The 15638-nt window shown below is 67.8% G+C and carries 14 protein-coding genes, 1 tRNA gene and 1 pseudogene; 6 read left to right on the top strand and 10 right to left on the bottom strand.

The features are described from left to right. Window positions 1-2: 2 nt before the first annotated feature. Window positions 3-312, top strand: a pseudogene (locus ACFWP7_RS13405) (ATPase, T2SS/T4P/T4SS family); the annotation flags it as partial. Window positions 313-584: 272 nt separating this feature from the next. Then, on the top strand, window positions 585-1136 hold the full coding sequence (locus ACFWP7_RS13400) for a YcxB family protein (RefSeq protein ID WP_384380717.1): 552 nt from the start codon (window positions 585-587) through the stop codon (window positions 1134-1136). A 369-nt stretch (window positions 1137-1505) separates the two neighbouring features. On the opposite strand, the gene ACFWP7_RS13395 is transcribed toward ACFWP7_RS13400, so the two are convergent. The 5 genes from ACFWP7_RS13395 to ACFWP7_RS13375 form a co-directional block, all read right to left on the bottom strand. Then, window positions 1506-2195 carry an HAD family hydrolase gene (locus ACFWP7_RS13395; protein ID WP_384380714.1) on the bottom strand — a complete coding sequence of 230 codons (690 nt, stop codon included), beginning with the start codon at window positions 2193-2195 and terminating at the stop codon, window positions 1506-1508. Window positions 2196-2634: 439 nt separating this feature from the next. Continuing rightward, window positions 2635-3018 (bottom strand): hypothetical protein, encoded by a 384-nt coding sequence (locus tag ACFWP7_RS13390; RefSeq protein WP_384380711.1) that lies wholly within the window; start codon window positions 3016-3018, stop codon window positions 2635-2637. Between the two features lie 884 nt (window positions 3019-3902). Next, a tRNA-Trp gene (locus ACFWP7_RS13385) sits at window positions 3903-3977 on the bottom strand. A gap of 168 nt (window positions 3978-4145) precedes the next feature. Continuing rightward, complete coding sequence (locus ACFWP7_RS13380) at window positions 4146-4454, bottom strand: hypothetical protein (protein ID WP_384380708.1); 309 nt, start codon at window positions 4452-4454, stop codon at window positions 4146-4148. A gap of 302 nt (window positions 4455-4756) precedes the next feature. Next, window positions 4757-5170: a hypothetical protein gene (locus ACFWP7_RS13375; RefSeq protein ID WP_384380705.1), complete on the bottom strand. Its 414-nt coding sequence runs from the start codon at window positions 5168-5170 to the stop codon at window positions 4757-4759. A gap of 194 nt (window positions 5171-5364) precedes the next feature. On the opposite strand from ACFWP7_RS13375, the gene ACFWP7_RS13370 reads away from it, so the two are divergent. Next, a complete protein-coding gene (locus ACFWP7_RS13370; RefSeq protein ID WP_384380702.1) occupies window positions 5365-5652 on the top strand; it encodes a hypothetical protein in 288 nt (95 codons plus the stop codon). Window positions 5653-5784: 132 nt separating this feature from the next. Here ACFWP7_RS13370 and ACFWP7_RS13365 read toward each other — a convergent pair whose 3' ends face one another. From ACFWP7_RS13365 to phoU, 4 genes are all read right to left on the bottom strand, one after another. Beyond that, complete coding sequence (locus ACFWP7_RS13365) at window positions 5785-8898, bottom strand: FG-GAP-like repeat-containing protein (protein WP_384380699.1); 3114 nt, start codon at window positions 8896-8898, stop codon at window positions 5785-5787. 264 nt (window positions 8899-9162) lie between these two features. Beyond that, the gene (locus ACFWP7_RS13360; RefSeq protein ID WP_384380696.1) at window positions 9163-10122 is read right to left on the bottom strand and encodes an SMP-30/gluconolactonase/LRE family protein; all 960 of its coding nucleotides are present in this window, start codon (window positions 10120-10122) and stop codon (window positions 9163-9165) included. Between the two features lie 226 nt (window positions 10123-10348). Continuing rightward, a complete protein-coding gene (locus ACFWP7_RS13355; RefSeq protein WP_365445923.1) occupies window positions 10349-10501 on the bottom strand; it encodes a hypothetical protein in 153 nt (50 codons plus the stop codon). 175 nt (window positions 10502-10676) lie between these two features. Next, window positions 10677-11366, bottom strand: a complete 690-nt coding sequence (gene phoU / locus ACFWP7_RS13350; RefSeq protein ID WP_384380693.1) for a phosphate signaling complex protein PhoU — start codon at window positions 11364-11366, stop codon at window positions 10677-10679. 237 nt (window positions 11367-11603) lie between these two features. Between phoU and ACFWP7_RS13345 the strand changes: the two genes are divergently transcribed. Both ACFWP7_RS13345 and ACFWP7_RS13340 read left to right on the top strand, forming a co-directional pair. After that, the gene (locus tag ACFWP7_RS13345; RefSeq protein ID WP_384380690.1) at window positions 11604-12878 is read left to right on the top strand and encodes a sensor histidine kinase; all 1275 of its coding nucleotides are present in this window, start codon (window positions 11604-11606) and stop codon (window positions 12876-12878) included. Beyond that, complete coding sequence (locus ACFWP7_RS13340; RefSeq protein ID WP_384380687.1) at window positions 12875-13555, top strand: response regulator; 681 nt, start codon at window positions 12875-12877, stop codon at window positions 13553-13555. The genes ACFWP7_RS13345 and ACFWP7_RS13340 overlap by 4 nt, the downstream gene beginning before the upstream one ends. Window positions 13556-13776: 221 nt before the next feature. On the opposite strand, the gene ACFWP7_RS13335 is transcribed toward ACFWP7_RS13340, so the two are convergent. Next, the gene (locus ACFWP7_RS13335) at window positions 13777-14439 is read right to left on the bottom strand and encodes a DUF461 domain-containing protein (RefSeq protein WP_384380684.1); all 663 of its coding nucleotides are present in this window, start codon (window positions 14437-14439) and stop codon (window positions 13777-13779) included. A 658-nt stretch (window positions 14440-15097) separates the two neighbouring features. Here ACFWP7_RS13335 and ACFWP7_RS13330 point away from each other — a divergent pair. Next, complete coding sequence (locus ACFWP7_RS13330; RefSeq protein ID WP_003953493.1) at window positions 15098-15580, top strand: CarD family transcriptional regulator; 483 nt, start codon at window positions 15098-15100, stop codon at window positions 15578-15580. Window positions 15581-15638 lie beyond the last annotated feature (58 nt).

Genomic DNA, 15638 nt, shown 5'->3' with positions numbered 1-15638 from the left:
TGGAGGGCGTCGGGCTCGTCGCACTCCAGGACCTGGTTCCGGCAGGCCCTGCGGATGAGACCGGACCGACTGGTCGTCGGCGAGGTGCGCGGGCCGGAGGTCGTGTCCCTGCTGGCGGCGCTGAACACCGGCCACGAGGGTGGCTGCGGGATGGTGCAGACGAACGCGGCAGCGCAGGTGCCGGCCCGCCTGGAGGGGCTGAGCACGGTCGCCGGGCTCGACCGGGCCGCGCTGCACAGCCAGTTGGCGGCGGCGTTGTCGGTCGTCCTGCATCTCGTACGCGACCGGGCCGGGCGGCGGCGGATCGTCGAGGCGTAGAAGTGGCGGAGGGCCTGCATGCCGTTCTCGCGGGACGCGGCGTACGACTCGCCCTGCTCCCGCTCGGGGATCACCCCGGCCGAAGCCGACGCCCGCTTCTCCACCTCCTCGTTCAGAGACGCACGCCAGATATGCCCTCCGTGGCAACCCCGCTTTCCGCGTACTGCTGAAACGTGATCCGGGCCGCGAGGAGTGGAGAAGGGGCGTCTGCCGATCTTGGCACGGCGGCCCGATCTGGCCGAGGCACCTTCGCTAGGATCTCTGTCATGGACACCAAGGGCGGGGATTCCTCACAACAAGGCGCGGACCGTGGTACCGCCGTGGAATTCAACTACCGGCTGACGGCTGCGGACTTCGAGGAGGCGCTCCGTGCGCGAGCCCGTCGGTCGCCGGCGGCCCGGGCTCAGCTGCTTATGGGGCCGCTGATCGCGGTAGTCGCTGGGGTCGTCTTCTCGATCGTCCAAGATGCCACGCTGCCCGTGTTGATCATCACGCTGGTGCTCGTTGTGGTAGCCACGTCCTGGGGTGCTGTACGAGGGCTGCGCACCATGGCCCGCCGAATGTTCAGCGTCATGGAGACGTACGGGCAGTGCCGCATGGTGGCCGACGGCCAGGGCACGGCCATCACCGGCGAGCGGGCGTCTCTCACCATCGAGTGGACGGCGTTCCGGGAGTATCTGGAGACACCCGGGCTCTTCGTGCTGCTGGGCGGCGACCGCGCGGTCGGAGTCGCGGTACTGCCCAAGAGGGGAGGCCAGGATCTCGCGGACGTGGATCGGCTCAGGGCGATCCTGGACCACAACCTGAAACGGCTTTGAGGCTCAGACGTCAAGAGATCAGCCCCCGCCCATAAAACTTCGTGCGAAGACGGAGGCGAGTCGTACTGTTCGCGTGCCAGAACCTGCGGGGACTCACCGGGAACAGCGGGGACCTGGGCACGGATCACCGTAGTTGACGCAGGACGGCAGCGATCTCACCTTCTTCTGCCTGCCCTCAACCGCCAAACGGACTGCAGCCGCAACTGCCTCCCGCATGGCTCTCTCCGCGTCGGTCAACCCGCCACCGTGTGCGTACCTCACGCTCCTTGCCTTACCGAACCCGAACGGCCGACGTCAGGCGAACGGCCCCGACATCACCCGATCAAGTTCAGTGCCGGACTCACTCTGGACCTTTGAGTGAAAGCCTGGTCAGAAAAGCTCCAGCAGTTCCGTCAAAGTCGCGATGGACGGGACGGGCGCAACGTCCGGGAGCGGACGGTCCCGGCGGATCGCGCGCCCCGCATAACCGAGGTCGATGGCCGCTTGAACCAGGTCGGGATCGTCGTCGATGAACAGGCATTGCTTGGGGGGCAGGCCTAGCGCCGTGCTGGCGTGGTGGTACATGCGCGGATCCGGCTTGTTGCAGCCCAGCTCGGCGGAGATTGCGTACGCCTCGAAGAAGTGGTGGATGCCCAGTGCCGTGTGCAGGCCGGGCAGGTCGGGCCAGGCATCGGAGACCACGGCCATCCGCACCTGGCGCCGGCTCAGCTCCTCCAGGGTGTTCGTCACGTCCGGGTACAGCTCCAGCACTCTGTCCACGGGGACTTCACGACGCAGATCGGCCAGGAGCTGTGAGGTGGCCTCTGTCCCGAGGTTGCGTAGCACCACACGGTGGTAGTTGTCGTAGTCGGGGGTCGAGGACAAGGCGGCGAAGAACCGGTCCCCGGCGGCGATCGCCGCGGCGAACCGGTCATTCGTGATCGACGGATCGTGAGCGAGGACGGTCTCCTCGAAGTCCGCACGCGGGTTCCAGCGGCCTCCGATCGGACGCATCAGCACACCACCGGAGTCGAAGAGAATGGCCTGAACATCCCCGGAAGCGGGAGATCGTCTCGTCATCTGTCCAGTCTCACGTTCACTGGATCGTCCTGTCGATCCGCAGTATCCGGCCGGTCTGCCCAAGCAGCGCCCAGACGCCGCGCACTTCGCCGGCCCGACATCACGATTTCAAGTTCAGTACTGCGTCAAACGATATGTTCGTTGATTCGCTTACGAGCCTTCTCGTAAAGAAAATTCGGCACTGGATCATCTGCGGCTCGGCCCGCAGAGGGCGACTGGCCTGTGTTCGTCCTGCTGGCCGGCACGGATGCGCCGCTGCGGGCCAAGCAGATGTGCGAGCAGGTCGAGGAGACCGTCGACCACCGGCACATCGAACCGCTGAGGATGCGGCTGAAGCGAATGGTGCGTCACGGCGCGTCCGCTCCGCCCACGCAAAACGCTCGACCGGGAAACCCCGGCCGAGCGTCTCGCCAAGCTCCTGGCAACAGTCAGTTGATCACTACGGCTTGCCCATCCAGACCATGTCGTCACCGTCGTTGCCGTGCGAGACCCACCATTCGTAGGTCTTGTTCTCGTTCAGGTTCTTGGTGCCGGTGGCGCACTTGCCATTGCTCAACGCCCGCACCTTCAAGAGCGGCGTGGTGCCGCCCTTGTTCACGACGTAGACCATCACCGAATGGCCGTCCGCGCGCTTGTCACACACCTTCAGCTTGTCACCGGTGTCGGTCCACTTCGCCGACCCGATGACAGGGCCATTGCCGAGCGTCTCGTCCTGCTGGATGTTCTTGACCTCCCACGAGGCCGCCTGTGCGGAACCGGACGTTGCTATCAGCAGCGCGGCACATGCAGCCGCCACCGCCCCCGTCTTCAGCAAATTGCTCATGATCGAATCATATGAGCAGTGCCGTCAAGTGGGCAAATTCTGACGGTTGTTGGTCGGTTTAAGGGACTCTGATCATGCCGCGAGTTCGAGGGCGTCTGCCGGCATCTGATCGGTGACCGGCTCGACATCACCACAAGACAGGGCGTACGTGTTCGGTGGGCAGGTGATCGGCCTGGCTCAGGGCTGTGGTGTCTACATCGCTGCCGTATCCAGCGAACCCATGAACCTCTGGAAGTGAAGGAATTTTCGCCGGACGGCAGTTGGACGGTGACAGTGACCTCTCCCCCTCTCGGACACCGCTTGGACACCGCTTGGAAGCGAAGGTCCTTTCCCTGGAAATCGACGGCCGCAGTGTAGGCAAGTTGCCGAAGTCTCCCGCTGACCAGCCTGCGGCTACGGCTCTTACCGGCCGGCCGAGGTGCAGCACGGAAGTACACCGACCGTGGCGTCCAAAGGTGACCGTCCCGAGTCGACCAGCATCCTCGTGTCCGGACCGGGAGACCTCGGCGACCGTCGCGCCCGAAGTCCGCATCAACGCGCCCGAAGTTCGCGTCAAGTGGTATCACCTCAGGGTCCCGGTCAGCCCCGGAGCTCATCACCACCCTGGATGATCGCGTGCACGTGACCGCTGAATGAGGCTAAAACGCGCCCTACTGGGATCCAGTCAGATTCGCTCACACTCGAACCCATGGGGGCGATAAGGGATCGTGACCGGCATCTGTGCCATTGGTGCGGGGAAGTGGCCCCCACCGTGCGCGATCGCGGGCGGATCAACCTCACCATTGCGGCCAATGCTGCAGGGTTGCGCGACCTGGCTCAGCGACTCATGGGGCTCGCACCAGTACCGTCTGGCAACGGCAGACGCGCCGGATACGGCGAGAAGGCGGAACCGGCCGGATTCGAACCGGCGTCCTCGCGATTTTGGAGACCGCGCGCGACGACCTCTGCGCTACAGCTCCGCCCCCACGACCATCCTAAGGAGTCCCGCTGCTGCCGAAGCGGTGCCCGTGCCCTTCCCGTCCCGTTCGGCCAGGAACCGACGGAACCGCGGTTGCCGACGGACAGTTGACTTGCCCCCATTGAGACTCCGCCGAGCCATAGCGACCGCGCGCACCGCGGCCGCCGTGTCACTGCGCGGTGCCGAGGGCGAACAATCCCGCTCCGCCGCCGAGAAGCAGTAGCTGCACGGTGCCGGAGATGCGCCATCCCAGGGCAAGCAGACCACCGCCGGTCAGCACCGCACCCCCGGCCAGGAACCACATCGCTTGCCGAGCGAACTGAGGCGCATCCGGTGGATTGGACTCGTCGTAGCTGTCGGCCCACCCTGTGATCCCGTAGCCGTACACCAACCAAGCGATCACCATCAGGTCGACCAGGAGCAGCGCCAGACTGACTCCCACCTGCTGACCGGTCGACGGCTTGCTCGGACGTCTCATTTCCACCACTGTCCCGGCTGTCGCCAATTCTCTGCCATCCGCATGGAACGCAGCATGCGGCCTCAGCCCGCACCACGCATGAGTACGCCTACTCAAGCGGCTTCAACGACGACCGCGGGATCGCGCTCACCCAGTCCGGCGCCCCTGTACGTCTACGAGTTGGAAAGCGTGCGCAGTGGGCCATCACGTGGCAGTGCCGGAAAGCCACATGCGCCAGACATGTCGGGTGTTCGGTATCTCAGGGCGGTCGAGGAGCAGGACAGCGCCCTCTCGGATGCTCTCCAGCGGGCTGCGGGCGCGGCCTAGTACCAGCCGGTGCAGGTGATCGTCGTGTTGTAGCCGGAGTCGCCGCAGGCCCGCGTCAGTTGGCCGTTGCGGTCGCGCCAGGCCTCGGAGTGGACGCTGGTTCCCGAGTGGACCTCCCGTCGGCCGAGCTGCGGATCCCAGGTGCGGCCGCCGTCGCCGCTGCGGTCCACCCGGACGTGCGTGCCGGTGGCGCCGTTGGTGACGCGGCCCCAGGCGCAGGTGTTGTCCCCGGAGTCGTTCACCCGCTCGAAGAGCTGGCCGCGGCCGCCGGTCGCCGACCGGGCGGTCCCGCTGTTGTCGGTGGTGCAGCCGTCCGCGGCACCGGCGGTGGTGGATCCGGCCATGGTCGGCAGACCGGACATCATCACCACCGCAGAAGCCGCGGCGGCCATCTTCTTGTTCACGCGCATGTTCTGTTTCCCCCTACAAACGCCTGAGGCGCTCTGCGGTCGAGGTCTGAATTCCGGTCGGCACAAGGGGCCCGACCACCTCGGACAACAGAGGTCGACCTGCGCGCGATACGCGTGCCGGCTCACGTTTCTCAAGAGAACGAGGGTGCCAGGGCAGCAGCTCGGCTACCGCGGTGGCTGTCATCATGGGTCGGATGGCAGACGGGCAGCTACCGGCAGGGTGGACTCTGGAGGAGATCCGCAAGGTCTCCGGCGATCGGGAGGCCACGGTTCTCGACACCGATCGTGTCGTGACGTGGCTGGGCTGGCCGGCGGCACAGGACGAACGGCTCTGCCCCGACATCGTCCTGGGGTTCCATGGACTGTGTCTGGTGAAGCCGGTCAACGACGACGACTGGTACATGGGCAGTCTGAACGACGACGGCAGTATCGGCTGCTGGTGCGCCCACGACAATCTCTACGAGGCGCTTCGTGGCCTCTAGCGCCGAAGGCATCCGCTCCATGACAGAAGGCCCAGGTCATCGACCCGGGCCTTCTTTGCTGTCCTAGATGATCAGTTGTTGCCTGCCGCATACCCCGCGAGCTCCTCGCGAACGGCACGTCCCCCGCAGACGTCAGAACACGCCCTTGTACGCCTGCCAGCCGGTGGCGATCTTCGTACGGCCGCCGAAGGAGCCCTTGCCGTTGCCGTTGTTGCGCCACACGTTGCCGGAGGTGTCGCGGGAGATGATGTCTGTCCTGCCGTCGCCGGTGAGGTCGCCGACGCCGACGATGGTGTTGTAGGACCCTCCCCAGGCCGAGAACAGCTTGACGCGCGCCTTGAAGGTGCCCTTGCCCGTGCCGAAGTACCGGTACAGGTTGTTGGACTTGTCCTGGGCGATCAGGTCGCCGACACCGTCGCCGTTGAGGTCGCCGACGCCCACGATCTTCTTGTACGTCTTCCAGTTGTCGTAGAGCTTCACGCGCGCCGAGAGCTTCCCGGAACTCGTCCCCTTGTAGAGGTAGACGGCTCCCGTGGCGGAGTTGCGGGCGATGAGGTCGGGGCGGCCGTCGCCGCTGACGTCGCCGGGCGAGGTCAGCACGTCGTACTGGTTCCAGCCCTTACCGAGCGAGGTGTACGGCGTGCTCGTGGTGAAGGCCTGCCCGCGCCTGGTCCGGTACACCCGGAGTTCGCCGCTGCTGAACCGGACGAGGACGTCGTTGCGGCGGTCGCCGTTGAGGTCGCCGAACGGGACCGGCGTCACGGAGGAGGGCCATCCCGAGGCCGACACGCCGGCGCCGAGGGCGCCCGTTCCGTTGCCCGGCCGGTAGCTGATGACGCCGGACGAGCTGAGAGTCAGGGCGTCGCCGGTTCCGTCGGGTGCCCAGGTGGCGCTGTTGGTGAAGTCGTGGCGTACGGCGGCTCCGTTGGACACCTTCACCGTCTGGGACACGGTCAGCGGCGTTCCTGAACCGTCGGCGGGCGGGGCCGTCAGCTTGAAGGTGTACGTGCCGTTGGGGACGAACGCGCCCTTGGTGTCGCGCGTGTCCCAGCGCGCGGTCAGGTTGCCGCTGACCTCTCCGCCGGAGAGCGTACGGACCACGGCGCCGGTGGTCTTGCTGGTGAGCGTGGCCGTCCAGGAGGCGGCGGGCTTGGAGAGCAGCCCGCGCCACTGCCACCACGGGCTGCCGGCCGAGTCGCTCTCCTCCGCGTTGTCGGTCACCTCGGACTCGGTGACCGCGAGCCGCTGGGTGGCCACCTCGCTGGGCACCAGGTGGATTCGCTGGTCCGCGTCGACGTAGGCCGCGGGTCCGCCGAACTTGTCCACGGTCCAGGTCACCCCGCGCAGACTGGAGGCGCCCGCCGCGAGGTCGCCGATCTTGCGGGTGGCCGCGGTGCCGTCGGCGAAATCGGTGAGCAGGAGCGCCCCTGCGGACGTGTCGTGCCGGACGAGGTAGCCGTCACCGAGCAGGGCCTCGCCGGACGGGACGGGGATGTTCTTCTTCGCCGTACGGTCCCAGACGCCCGCCGTCGAGGCGGTGCCGCAGGACCAGTAGATCCAACGGCCCACCGCCTGGAGCTCCTTGGGGGCACACGGAGCGCCGGTGCTGACGGTTTCGGTGGTCTTACCGGTCTTGAGGTCCCTGGCCGTGACGACACCGGTGCCGGAACCCGGTGTCCACAGGCTGGTCCCCCAGACGGAGGCGGCCGTGACGGAGCGGGTGAGGATGGGCTGCAGATCGCTGTAGACGCCGAGGTCGCCGACGTACTGCTTGGCGGGGGACGAGCCGTTGACGATGGCGTAGCGGCCGGTGATGTCGAGGACGGTTCCGGCGGCCGAGGGCAAATAGAAGAAGCCGGCCTCGTCGGTCTTGTCGAGGGATCCGACGTACGAGCCGACGGTGGGGTCGGAGTCGGCCGTGAACGTCACCGCGCGACCGTCCCCCGTCGTGTACGGGCCCACGTCGAAGCCGTCCCAGTCTCCCCAGGTCGGCGCCCCCGGCGTTCCGTCGGCGGCGATCCGCCGCGTGTAGTAGGCGCCCAGGAAGCTGCTGTCGGCCTCGTCGGTGGCCAGGGTCCCGTTCTGCAACGACAGCCGGTCGATCCTCGCGGGCACCGACGGTACGGCGGTCAGCTCTGTCAGCGTCGGGGTGTCCGCCCCCGTGTCGGTGACCCGGCGTACCGCCCAGTGCCCTGCGTCGGCGCCGCCGACGGCCAGCAGGCTGCCGTCCGGTGCCGTGACGAGGGAACTGTTCGCGTGCCGGAGCAGGGTGATCGGGTCACCGCCCGTGAGGGGGACGGCCATCAGCCGCTCGCCGGAGTCGTTGGCCAGGTCGTGCGAGCCCGACGGCACGGAACGGGCCACCACCAGCCAGCGCCCGGCGATGCCCACGTACGGAGTGCCGCCCTCCGTGCTGGGCAGCGTCACCGTCGTCTCCGCGGCGGAGAGGTCGGAGCGGTCCAGGACGTGTGCCAGCGTGCTGCCGGACCACCAGACCAGCCGGTCCGCGCTCAGCGCGACGCCGGTCGGGGCGGCAGGGACGACCACATCGCCGGTGACCCTCGCGGCGGCCAGGTCCACCAGCGCCAGGTGCCGCTCGCCGTTCGCCGACGCATAGCCGATGACGGCGCTGCCGCTGTCGCCGCCCAGGACGGTGAAGTTGGTCGTGATTCCGGTCGGCCATCCGTCGACGAGGGTGCCGTCGGCGGGGGCGCCGTCGCCGTAGAGCCACAGCACGCGGTTGCCTGCGGTGTCCCGGGCCTGGGTCAGCACATGGGTGCCGAGGGTCGCCCAGTACGTGCCGTGGGTGAGGGCGACGTCCGTGGCGGTACCGGCGGAGAGGTCCCTGAGGACGACCTTCTGCGTGGGCGAGACGACATCGGCCACGACGTCGGACGACGATCCGAGGTATGCGGGGAGTTCGAGTCGGGCCAGGTCGCCCAACTCGGTCGTCGTACCGGTGTCGTACGACGTCCACAGGTAACCGGAACGCCCCTCCTGGGCATGCAGATAGCCGCTGGGTCCTGCGGTGTGGATCCGGTCCTTGCGCGGTATGTAGCGGTCCGCCTGGAAGACCTTCTCCGCCGCGAGGGCGGTGCCGCTGACACTGTTGGTGCCGCTCACGGCGTTGGTGTCCCCGACACCGTTGTCCGCGTCGGCCGTGACGGCGAGCGGGCCGGGACCGGCGGTCACGGCTAGGACTGCCAACGCGGCGACGACGCCACGGGCGGTAGTACGACGGGCCATCGTCGCCTCCTGGGATGCCGAACAGAAAAGGCGTGACGGGATGGCGGCGGCCGATCAGGCGCGCGTCGACGGTGCTGCGAAAATGTCCAGCCCCCCAGCTGCCCCCCATGCACAGCGCCATGAGAGTAACAGCAGGCTCAGGCGCCTCAGAAGCACCGGGGACGGCGGAGAAGGCAGCCGCGGCCCGGCCCCGCCGGGCCGCACCCGCCCCGCCCCACTCTCCGGGGAGGATCAGACAGGGGGCAGGGTGGGACCGGAGAGGGATCAGAGCGGAACAGCCACGCCGTTGAACGTCGTGTCCGGCAACTGCGGGCTCGTGAAACGGGCGTTGACGAGGTAGAGGCGGTTGCCGAAGCGGGCGGCCGTGGTGGGTACGTCGAAGCGCGGGTCGGTGATCGTGCGGCGCAGGGTGGCGGTGGTGGCCTTGGCGTCGAGATCGAACACGGTGACGAGGTTGAGGCGGTTCTGTACGACGTACAGGGTGCGGCCGATGCGGACGAGGCCGTCGCCGTTGACGACGGTCTCCGCGCCGACCAGCGTGATCCTGGTGGCGTACCCGGTTTTGAGGTTCACGTTGTAGAGCTCGCCCGGGCTGCTCTTGACGACGATCAGGCCGCGGCCGTCCGGGGTGCCGACGATGCCGTTGGCGTTGTTCACGTCCGGTGTCTGGACCCAGTCGCCGGTGAGCGGCAGGGCGCGGACCGCTCCGCCACGGCCGCGCGGTACGCCGTGCAGCACCGCGTCGCGCGAGTCGGTGAACCAGGCGCGGTCGCCGAGCAGGATGACGTCGTTGATGAAGTGGCCTGTCGCCTCCGTCAGTTGGTGCGTGGTCACCAGTTCGCCGGTGCGGGAGTCGTGGATCCGCGCGATGCCCGTGCCTCCGGCGACGTAGAGCAGGCCGTCGTCGTCCAGCTTCAGGCCGACGGACACCAGGCCGGTGCCGCCCGCGAATATGACCTCGCCCTCGCCGGTGCGCAGGTCCGTGCGGAGGATGGCGCCGTTCGCACGCGAGCCCATGTACGCGTACGGCTTTCTGCCGATGGTGATCCCCTCGGGGAGGAAGCCGTCGGGAAGCGGGAACTCGGTCGGCCACGAGGCCTCCGGGGTGGCAGCGGCGGCGCTCGCCGTGCCGGCGCCGGTACCGGCCGCCACCGCGAGTGCGGCGACGGTGGCGCCGCCGAGAACGGCACGCCGGGACGGCTGGGGACGGTGGTTCTGGGTCATGGTTCCAGGCCTCCGTGAAGAGTGGGGGTGGGACTCCGCGAACTGCGAACTCAGCAACGCAGTAACTCAGTAACTCGCTTTACCGTTCCTTTAGTTCGCAACGGACCGCCCCCTTCCGGGGTTCCCGGCACCCCAGGGCGAGGGCACACGAGGCGAGCACACGCAAAGAGGCCCCGTCATGACGACGGGACCTCTTCTACGTACGTATATGTACGTGTCTACGCGATCAGCCGCACTGGCAGGGATTGCCGGACTGGCATCCGCATCCGCACCCCGAGCCGCAGCCGCAGGCGCCGAACAGTGGAAGGTTCTTGATCTCGGCGGGCTGCTGGGTGTCGCTGTCCTGTGTGGGGTCGGGCGTGCTGGGGGATTCGGCCATGGGTCCCTCCTTCAGGCACGAGGTGTGCGAGGCACGCTGCACCGCACAGCTCCTGTCGCCCATTTCATGCCCACTCCGGCGGGCGCATCAACGGCGCATGCTCGGCGCACCGAGTCTTTCGCGCGCCCCCGGAGTGCGGCCCGGAGTTCGGGACGAGCCAGGCACCGGGGCCGGATCAGGCCCCCTCGACCCCCGTCACCGGCTGAATGTCGGGCTGGATCTCGTCCGCGTGCTCGCCCGTCACGAGGAACACGACGCGCTTGGCGACGGACACCGCGTGGTCGGCGAAGCGCTCGTAGTAGCGGCCCAGGAGGGTGACGTCCACGGCGGTCTCTATGCCGTGCTTCCACTTGTCGTCCAGCAGGTGCTGGAAGAGCGTGCGGTGCAGCAGGTCCATCTCGTCGTCGTCCGACTCCAGCTGGAGCGCGAGGTCGACGTCCTTGGTGATGATGACCTCGGCCGCCTTGGCCATCAGGCGCTGGGCGAGCTGGCCCATCTCCAGGATGGTGGCGTGAAGGTCGTGCGGGATCGCCCGCTCGGGGAAGCGCAGCCGGGCCAGCTTCGCGACGTGCTGGGCCAGGTCGCCGGAGCGCTCCAGGTCCGCCGACATACGGAGCGAGGTGACCACGATCCGCAGATCCGTCGCCACCGGCTGCTGGCGGGCCAGCAGGGCGATCGCCCGGGCTTCCAGCTCGTGCTGAAGATCGTCGACCTTCTCGTCGGCGGCGATCACGCTCTCCGCGAGCTTCAGGTCGGAGTCGAGGATGGCCGTCGTGGCGCGTCCGATCGCCGACCCGACGAGCCGGGCCATCTCGACCAGGCCCTCGCCGATCGAGTCAAGTTCCTCGTGGTACGCGTCCCGCATCAGGTTGTCCCTCTCTCACGTCAGCTTCGGGGTTCCGGAGGCTGGATCCTGACCAGCGGAATTGGCCACCGAACAGGCCCCGTGAACCCCACGCTCCCACGGTCCGGCCTGTACGCGTCCGTTTCCGGCCCCCCAAATGAACCATCACTGGCTCCTGGGTGAACTCTGGGCGACGAGTGTTCGAGGTCGCACCCGGATGGCTGTGGCCCGGGCTGACGACATGCCTAACCTGGAGGCATGGACGTGAACGCGGCGGTCGCCGCAGCGGCAGCGATCGCCGGAGTGCTTACCGGTGTCATCGCCATGCTGGCGTTCCGCTGGAGCGAGCGCGACCTGAAACGCCCTACCCGCACCTCGCTGCATACGGATCCAGTGCTTCCGCCCGGCGTGGACACGGTGCTGTCCGTGCTCCGCTCCTCCGCCGTCGTACTCGACGAGGCGGACGCCGTGGTCAAGGCCAGCTCGGCCGCGTACGCCCTGGGACTGGTGCGCGGCGGCAAACTCGCCGTCGAACCGATGCTCCAGATGGCACGTGACACCCGCCGTGACGGGGAGATACGGCAGGTGGAGCTGGATCTGCCGCGGAGGGGGACGGGACGCGGGGAAGCCCTCGCGGTCTCCGCCCGGGTGGCGCCGCTCGGCTCCCGGCTCGTACTCCTCCTCGTCGAGGACCTCACTGAGGCGCGGCGCATCGAGGCCGTACGGCGCGACTTCGTCGCGAATGTCAGCCACGAGCTCAAGACCCCCGTCGGCGCGCTCAGCCTGCTCTCCGAAGCTGTCATGGACGCTTCGGAGGACCCGGAGGCGGTGGAACGATTCGCCGGGCGGATGCAGATAGAGGCCACCCGGCTCACCAACCTCGTACAGGAGCTCATCGACCTCTCCCGGGTCCAGAACGACGACCCTCTGGAGGACGCCGAGCCGGTACGGGCCGACGACCTCGTCGCCGAGGCGGTCGACCGCTGCCGCCACCAGGCCGGCACCAAGCAGATCACCATGGCCGCGGGTGGCACCGCCGACCTGAGAATCTGGGGCAACAGGGGTCAGCTGGCCGCCGCCCTGGGCAACCTCGTGGAGAACGCCGTCAACTACTCGCCCGCCCGTACCCGGGTGGGCATAGCCGCGCGCCGGGTGACCGGGCCCGGCGGAGACCTCATCGAGATCGCCGTGACCGACCAGGGCATCGGCATCTCCGAGAAGGACAGGGAGCGCGTCTTCGAGCGCTTCTACCGCGTCGACCCGGCCCGTTCCCGTGCCACTGGTGGTACGGGGCTGGGGCTCGCGATCGTCAAACACGTGGCCGCCTCGCACGGCGGGGAGGTCACGGTGTGGAGTGCCGAGGGTCAGGGCTCCACGTTCACCCTGCGGCTGCCGGAGGCGGGTGCGGCCCGCGACCGCGTGACCACACACCACATGCCCGGCCTCGACGAAGAGGACGAGCAGCCCACCGACGGGACGACCACCGTCACATCCCCGTATGACCCGCTTCCTGCCCCGGAGGTCCTTCCGTGACCCGTGTGCTCGTCGTCGAGGACGAGGAGTCCTTCTCCGACGCCCTGTCGTACATGCTTCGCAAGGAGGGCTTCGAGGTCGCCATCGCGACCACCGGGCCCGACGGACTGGACGAGTTCGAGCGCAACGGCGCCGACCTCGTCCTCCTCGACCTGATGCTGCCGGGCCTGCCCGGCACGGAGGTCTGCCGTCAGCTGCGCGTTCGCTCCAACGTTCCGGTGATCATGGTCACCGCCAAGGACAGCGAGATCGACAAGGTCGTCGGACTGGAAATAGGGGCTGACGACTACGTCACCAAGCCTTTCTCCTCCCGCGAGCTGGTCGCCCGTATCCGCGCCGTGCTCCGCCGCCGCGGGGAGCCGGAGGAGGCCAGCCCGGCCGCTCTGGAGGCCGGGCCCGTCCGGATGGACGTCGACCGCCATGTGGTCACCGTCTCGGGCTCCAAGGTCGACCTCCCGCTGAAGGAGTTCGACCTCCTGGAGATGCTCCTGCGCAACGCGGGCCGCGTCCTGACCCGTATGCAGCTCATCGACCGCGTATGGGGCGCCGACTACGTCGGTGACACCAAGACGCTCGACGTCCACGTCAAGCGTCTGCGAGCGAAGATCGAGCCCGACCCGGGGGCACCGCGCTACCTGGTGACGGTGCGCGGCCTGGGATACAAGTTCGAGCCGTAAACCGACCTCGTACAGCGACCTCGTACAGCGATGTCGTACGTCGGTCGTCTCTCGTACGTCGGGTCTCCTGAGTCGGGTCTCTTCCGCCGACTCCCACACGTCGGGTCTCTTCCGCCGACTCCCCTACGTCGGCTCTCTCGCGTCGACTGCTTGCGCACGACGAAGGGCGGTACCCCTCGGGGTCCCGCCCTTCGTGCGTGCGTGGCTCGGTCGGCGGCCGACTACTCCGTGGGGGAGGCCGTCACGCTCGCCGAGGCCGAGTCGGTGGGGGTGGCCGACGCGGTGTCGGACGGCGACTCCGAGACCGAGGCGGACGTGGAGGCGGACGGCTCGGTGCTCGCGGTGGCCGTGGCGTCCGGCGTCGCGGGCACCGCGCTCGGGCCCCACCCGGCGAAGTAGCTGTCGGCCGGCACGACGAACGCGCGCAGGCTCACATCACCCGTCTGGCTGAAGCTGAAGGTGATTTTCTGGGCGTTGCCGTCCGTGATGGCGTCGTTGCCACTGGCCAGCACCGCGGCGGCGTTGTCCTTGCCGCCGAGGATGACGTAGCCGCCCGCCGGGATCGTCAGTTTGCCGGTGCCCTTGGCGGGCTTGATCTTGGCGGTCTTGCCGCTGCCGGCGACGGTGATGGAGTCCAGCGTCTGCGCGGAGTCACCGTTGTTGAACACGGTCGCCGAGATCGCGGCCGGGCCCGTCGCCTCCAGGTCGGGCTGGGTGATGACGACGGCGTTCTGGATCTTGATGCTGCCAACGGAAGTCGCGGCGTTGTCCGGCTTCACTTCCAGGGTCTGTGCGTTGTTGCCTGCGGCGCACGCGGCGAGTGAGGCGATCGAGAACGCTAGGGCGGCGGCGGCGAGAGCGCCGCGTCGAAGGCTGCTGCTCACGGCTGCGGCAACTCCTTGAACGTGGGAAGAAACAGAGCGGCTCAGTTGTAAAGCCGCCCTAAGGGTCTGTCAGCGGCCTTAGGTTACCGAGCCGTTCCCACGCCGCCGCACCCGACCCGCCCCTACGCACCGACGGGCTCTCGTGCGCCGTGCGCGCGCCCCGCCCGTCACGCCAGGCTCCTCCGTCGCTTCTGCTCCTTTGAGGGCGTACTCGTCCGCCATTCACATAACTGCCACTGACTGCCGCTTGCGGATTTCACACAGGGAATGTCCGGCTGTCCAGAAAAATTGATCATCAGTAGATCATCGGCAGTTCACCGACTGGATCAGCTGATGTTCATCGACAGTCGTGATCAATTCCGGATTCACCCCGCACCCGACTCCGGTCACCGAACGGAGTAGCGGAAGTCGAGCTCTTGGGTCCGGACAAAACGGGACGTTCAGACCCTGGTCAGGTGCTTCGGGGGTGTGTAACGTGCGGGTTTCACTTCCCCTGGACAGCGGCTCCCACCTGCGAATACCCTCTTGCGCTCGCCCCTCGCAGCACGTTCCTGTTGCGGTTGTCAAGCCCCGAGATATGCCCTGACCTGCGAAAACGCCATTCAGAAGACGCCGTTTCCGTGTTACGCTGGATAGCCACGGAAGGGGTACCTGTCACATGACGTTCAAGGTTGGCGACACCGTGGTCTATCCCCATCACGGGGCCGCGCTGATCGAGGCCATCGAAACTCGCCAGATCAAAGGCGTGGACAAGACCTACTTGGTGCTGAAGGTCGCCCAGGGCGACCTGACGGTGCGTGTGCCAGCGGACAATGCGGAGTTCGTCGGCGTGCGTGATGTGGTCGGTCAGGACGGACTGGACCGGGTCTTCGAGGTGCTGCGCGCGCCGTACGCCGAGGAGCCCACGAACTGGTCACGTCGTTACAAGGCAAATCTGGAGAAGCTCGCCTCCGGCGATGTCATCAAGGTCGCGGAAGTCGTACGTGACCTGTGGCGTCGTGAGCGCGAGCGTGGACTCTCCGCCGGTGAGAAGCGCATGCTCGCCAAGGCCCGGCAGATCCTGGTGAGCGAGCTCGCCCTCGCGGAGAACACGAACGAGGACAAGGCCGAGGCCCTGCTCGACGAGGTTCTCGCGTCCTGACGCCGGTCGCCGAGACGGTAATCGTTGTGACGACGGTAATCGCCCCGACGTACGCAAT

The sequence above is a fragment of the Streptomyces sp. NPDC058470 genome (genome assembly GCF_042721055.1).
GTDB lineage: Bacteria > Actinomycetota > Actinomycetes > Streptomycetales > Streptomycetaceae > Streptomyces.
Note: the sequence above shows the minus strand (reverse complement) of the source record. Positions and strands in the feature narration are given on the sequence as shown.

Coding starts and splice junctions, on each gene's coding strand:
- ACFWP7_RS13370 (WP_384380702.1), top strand. CDS start 5,365: ATGGCAGACGGGCAGCTACCGGCAGGGTGGACTCTGGAGGAGATCCGC.
- ACFWP7_RS13355 (WP_365445923.1), bottom strand. CDS start 10,501: ATGGCCGAATCCCCCAGCACGCCCGACCCCACACAGGACAGCGACACC.
- ACFWP7_RS13395 (WP_384380714.1), bottom strand. CDS start 2,195: ATGACGAGACGATCTCCCGCTTCCGGGGATGTTCAGGCCATTCTCTTC.
- ACFWP7_RS13400 (WP_384380717.1), top strand. CDS start 585: ATGGACACCAAGGGCGGGGATTCCTCACAACAAGGCGCGGACCGTGGT.
- ACFWP7_RS13365 (WP_384380699.1), bottom strand. CDS start 8,898: ATGGCCCGTCGTACTACCGCCCGTGGCGTCGTCGCCGCGTTGGCAGTC.
- ACFWP7_RS13360 (WP_384380696.1), bottom strand. CDS start 10,122: ATGACCCAGAACCACCGTCCCCAGCCGTCCCGGCGTGCCGTTCTCGGC.
- ACFWP7_RS13345 (WP_384380690.1), top strand. CDS start 11,604: ATGGACGTGAACGCGGCGGTCGCCGCAGCGGCAGCGATCGCCGGAGTG.
- ACFWP7_RS13330 (WP_003953493.1), top strand. CDS start 15,098: ATGACGTTCAAGGTTGGCGACACCGTGGTCTATCCCCATCACGGGGCC.
- phoU (WP_384380693.1), bottom strand. CDS start 11,366: ATGCGGGACGCGTACCACGAGGAACTTGACTCGATCGGCGAGGGCCTG.
- ACFWP7_RS13380 (WP_384380708.1), bottom strand. CDS start 4,454: ATGAGACGTCCGAGCAAGCCGTCGACCGGTCAGCAGGTGGGAGTCAGT.
- ACFWP7_RS13375 (WP_384380705.1), bottom strand. CDS start 5,170: ATGCGCGTGAACAAGAAGATGGCCGCCGCGGCTTCTGCGGTGGTGATG.
- ACFWP7_RS13390 (WP_384380711.1), bottom strand. CDS start 3,018: ATGAGCAATTTGCTGAAGACGGGGGCGGTGGCGGCTGCATGTGCCGCG.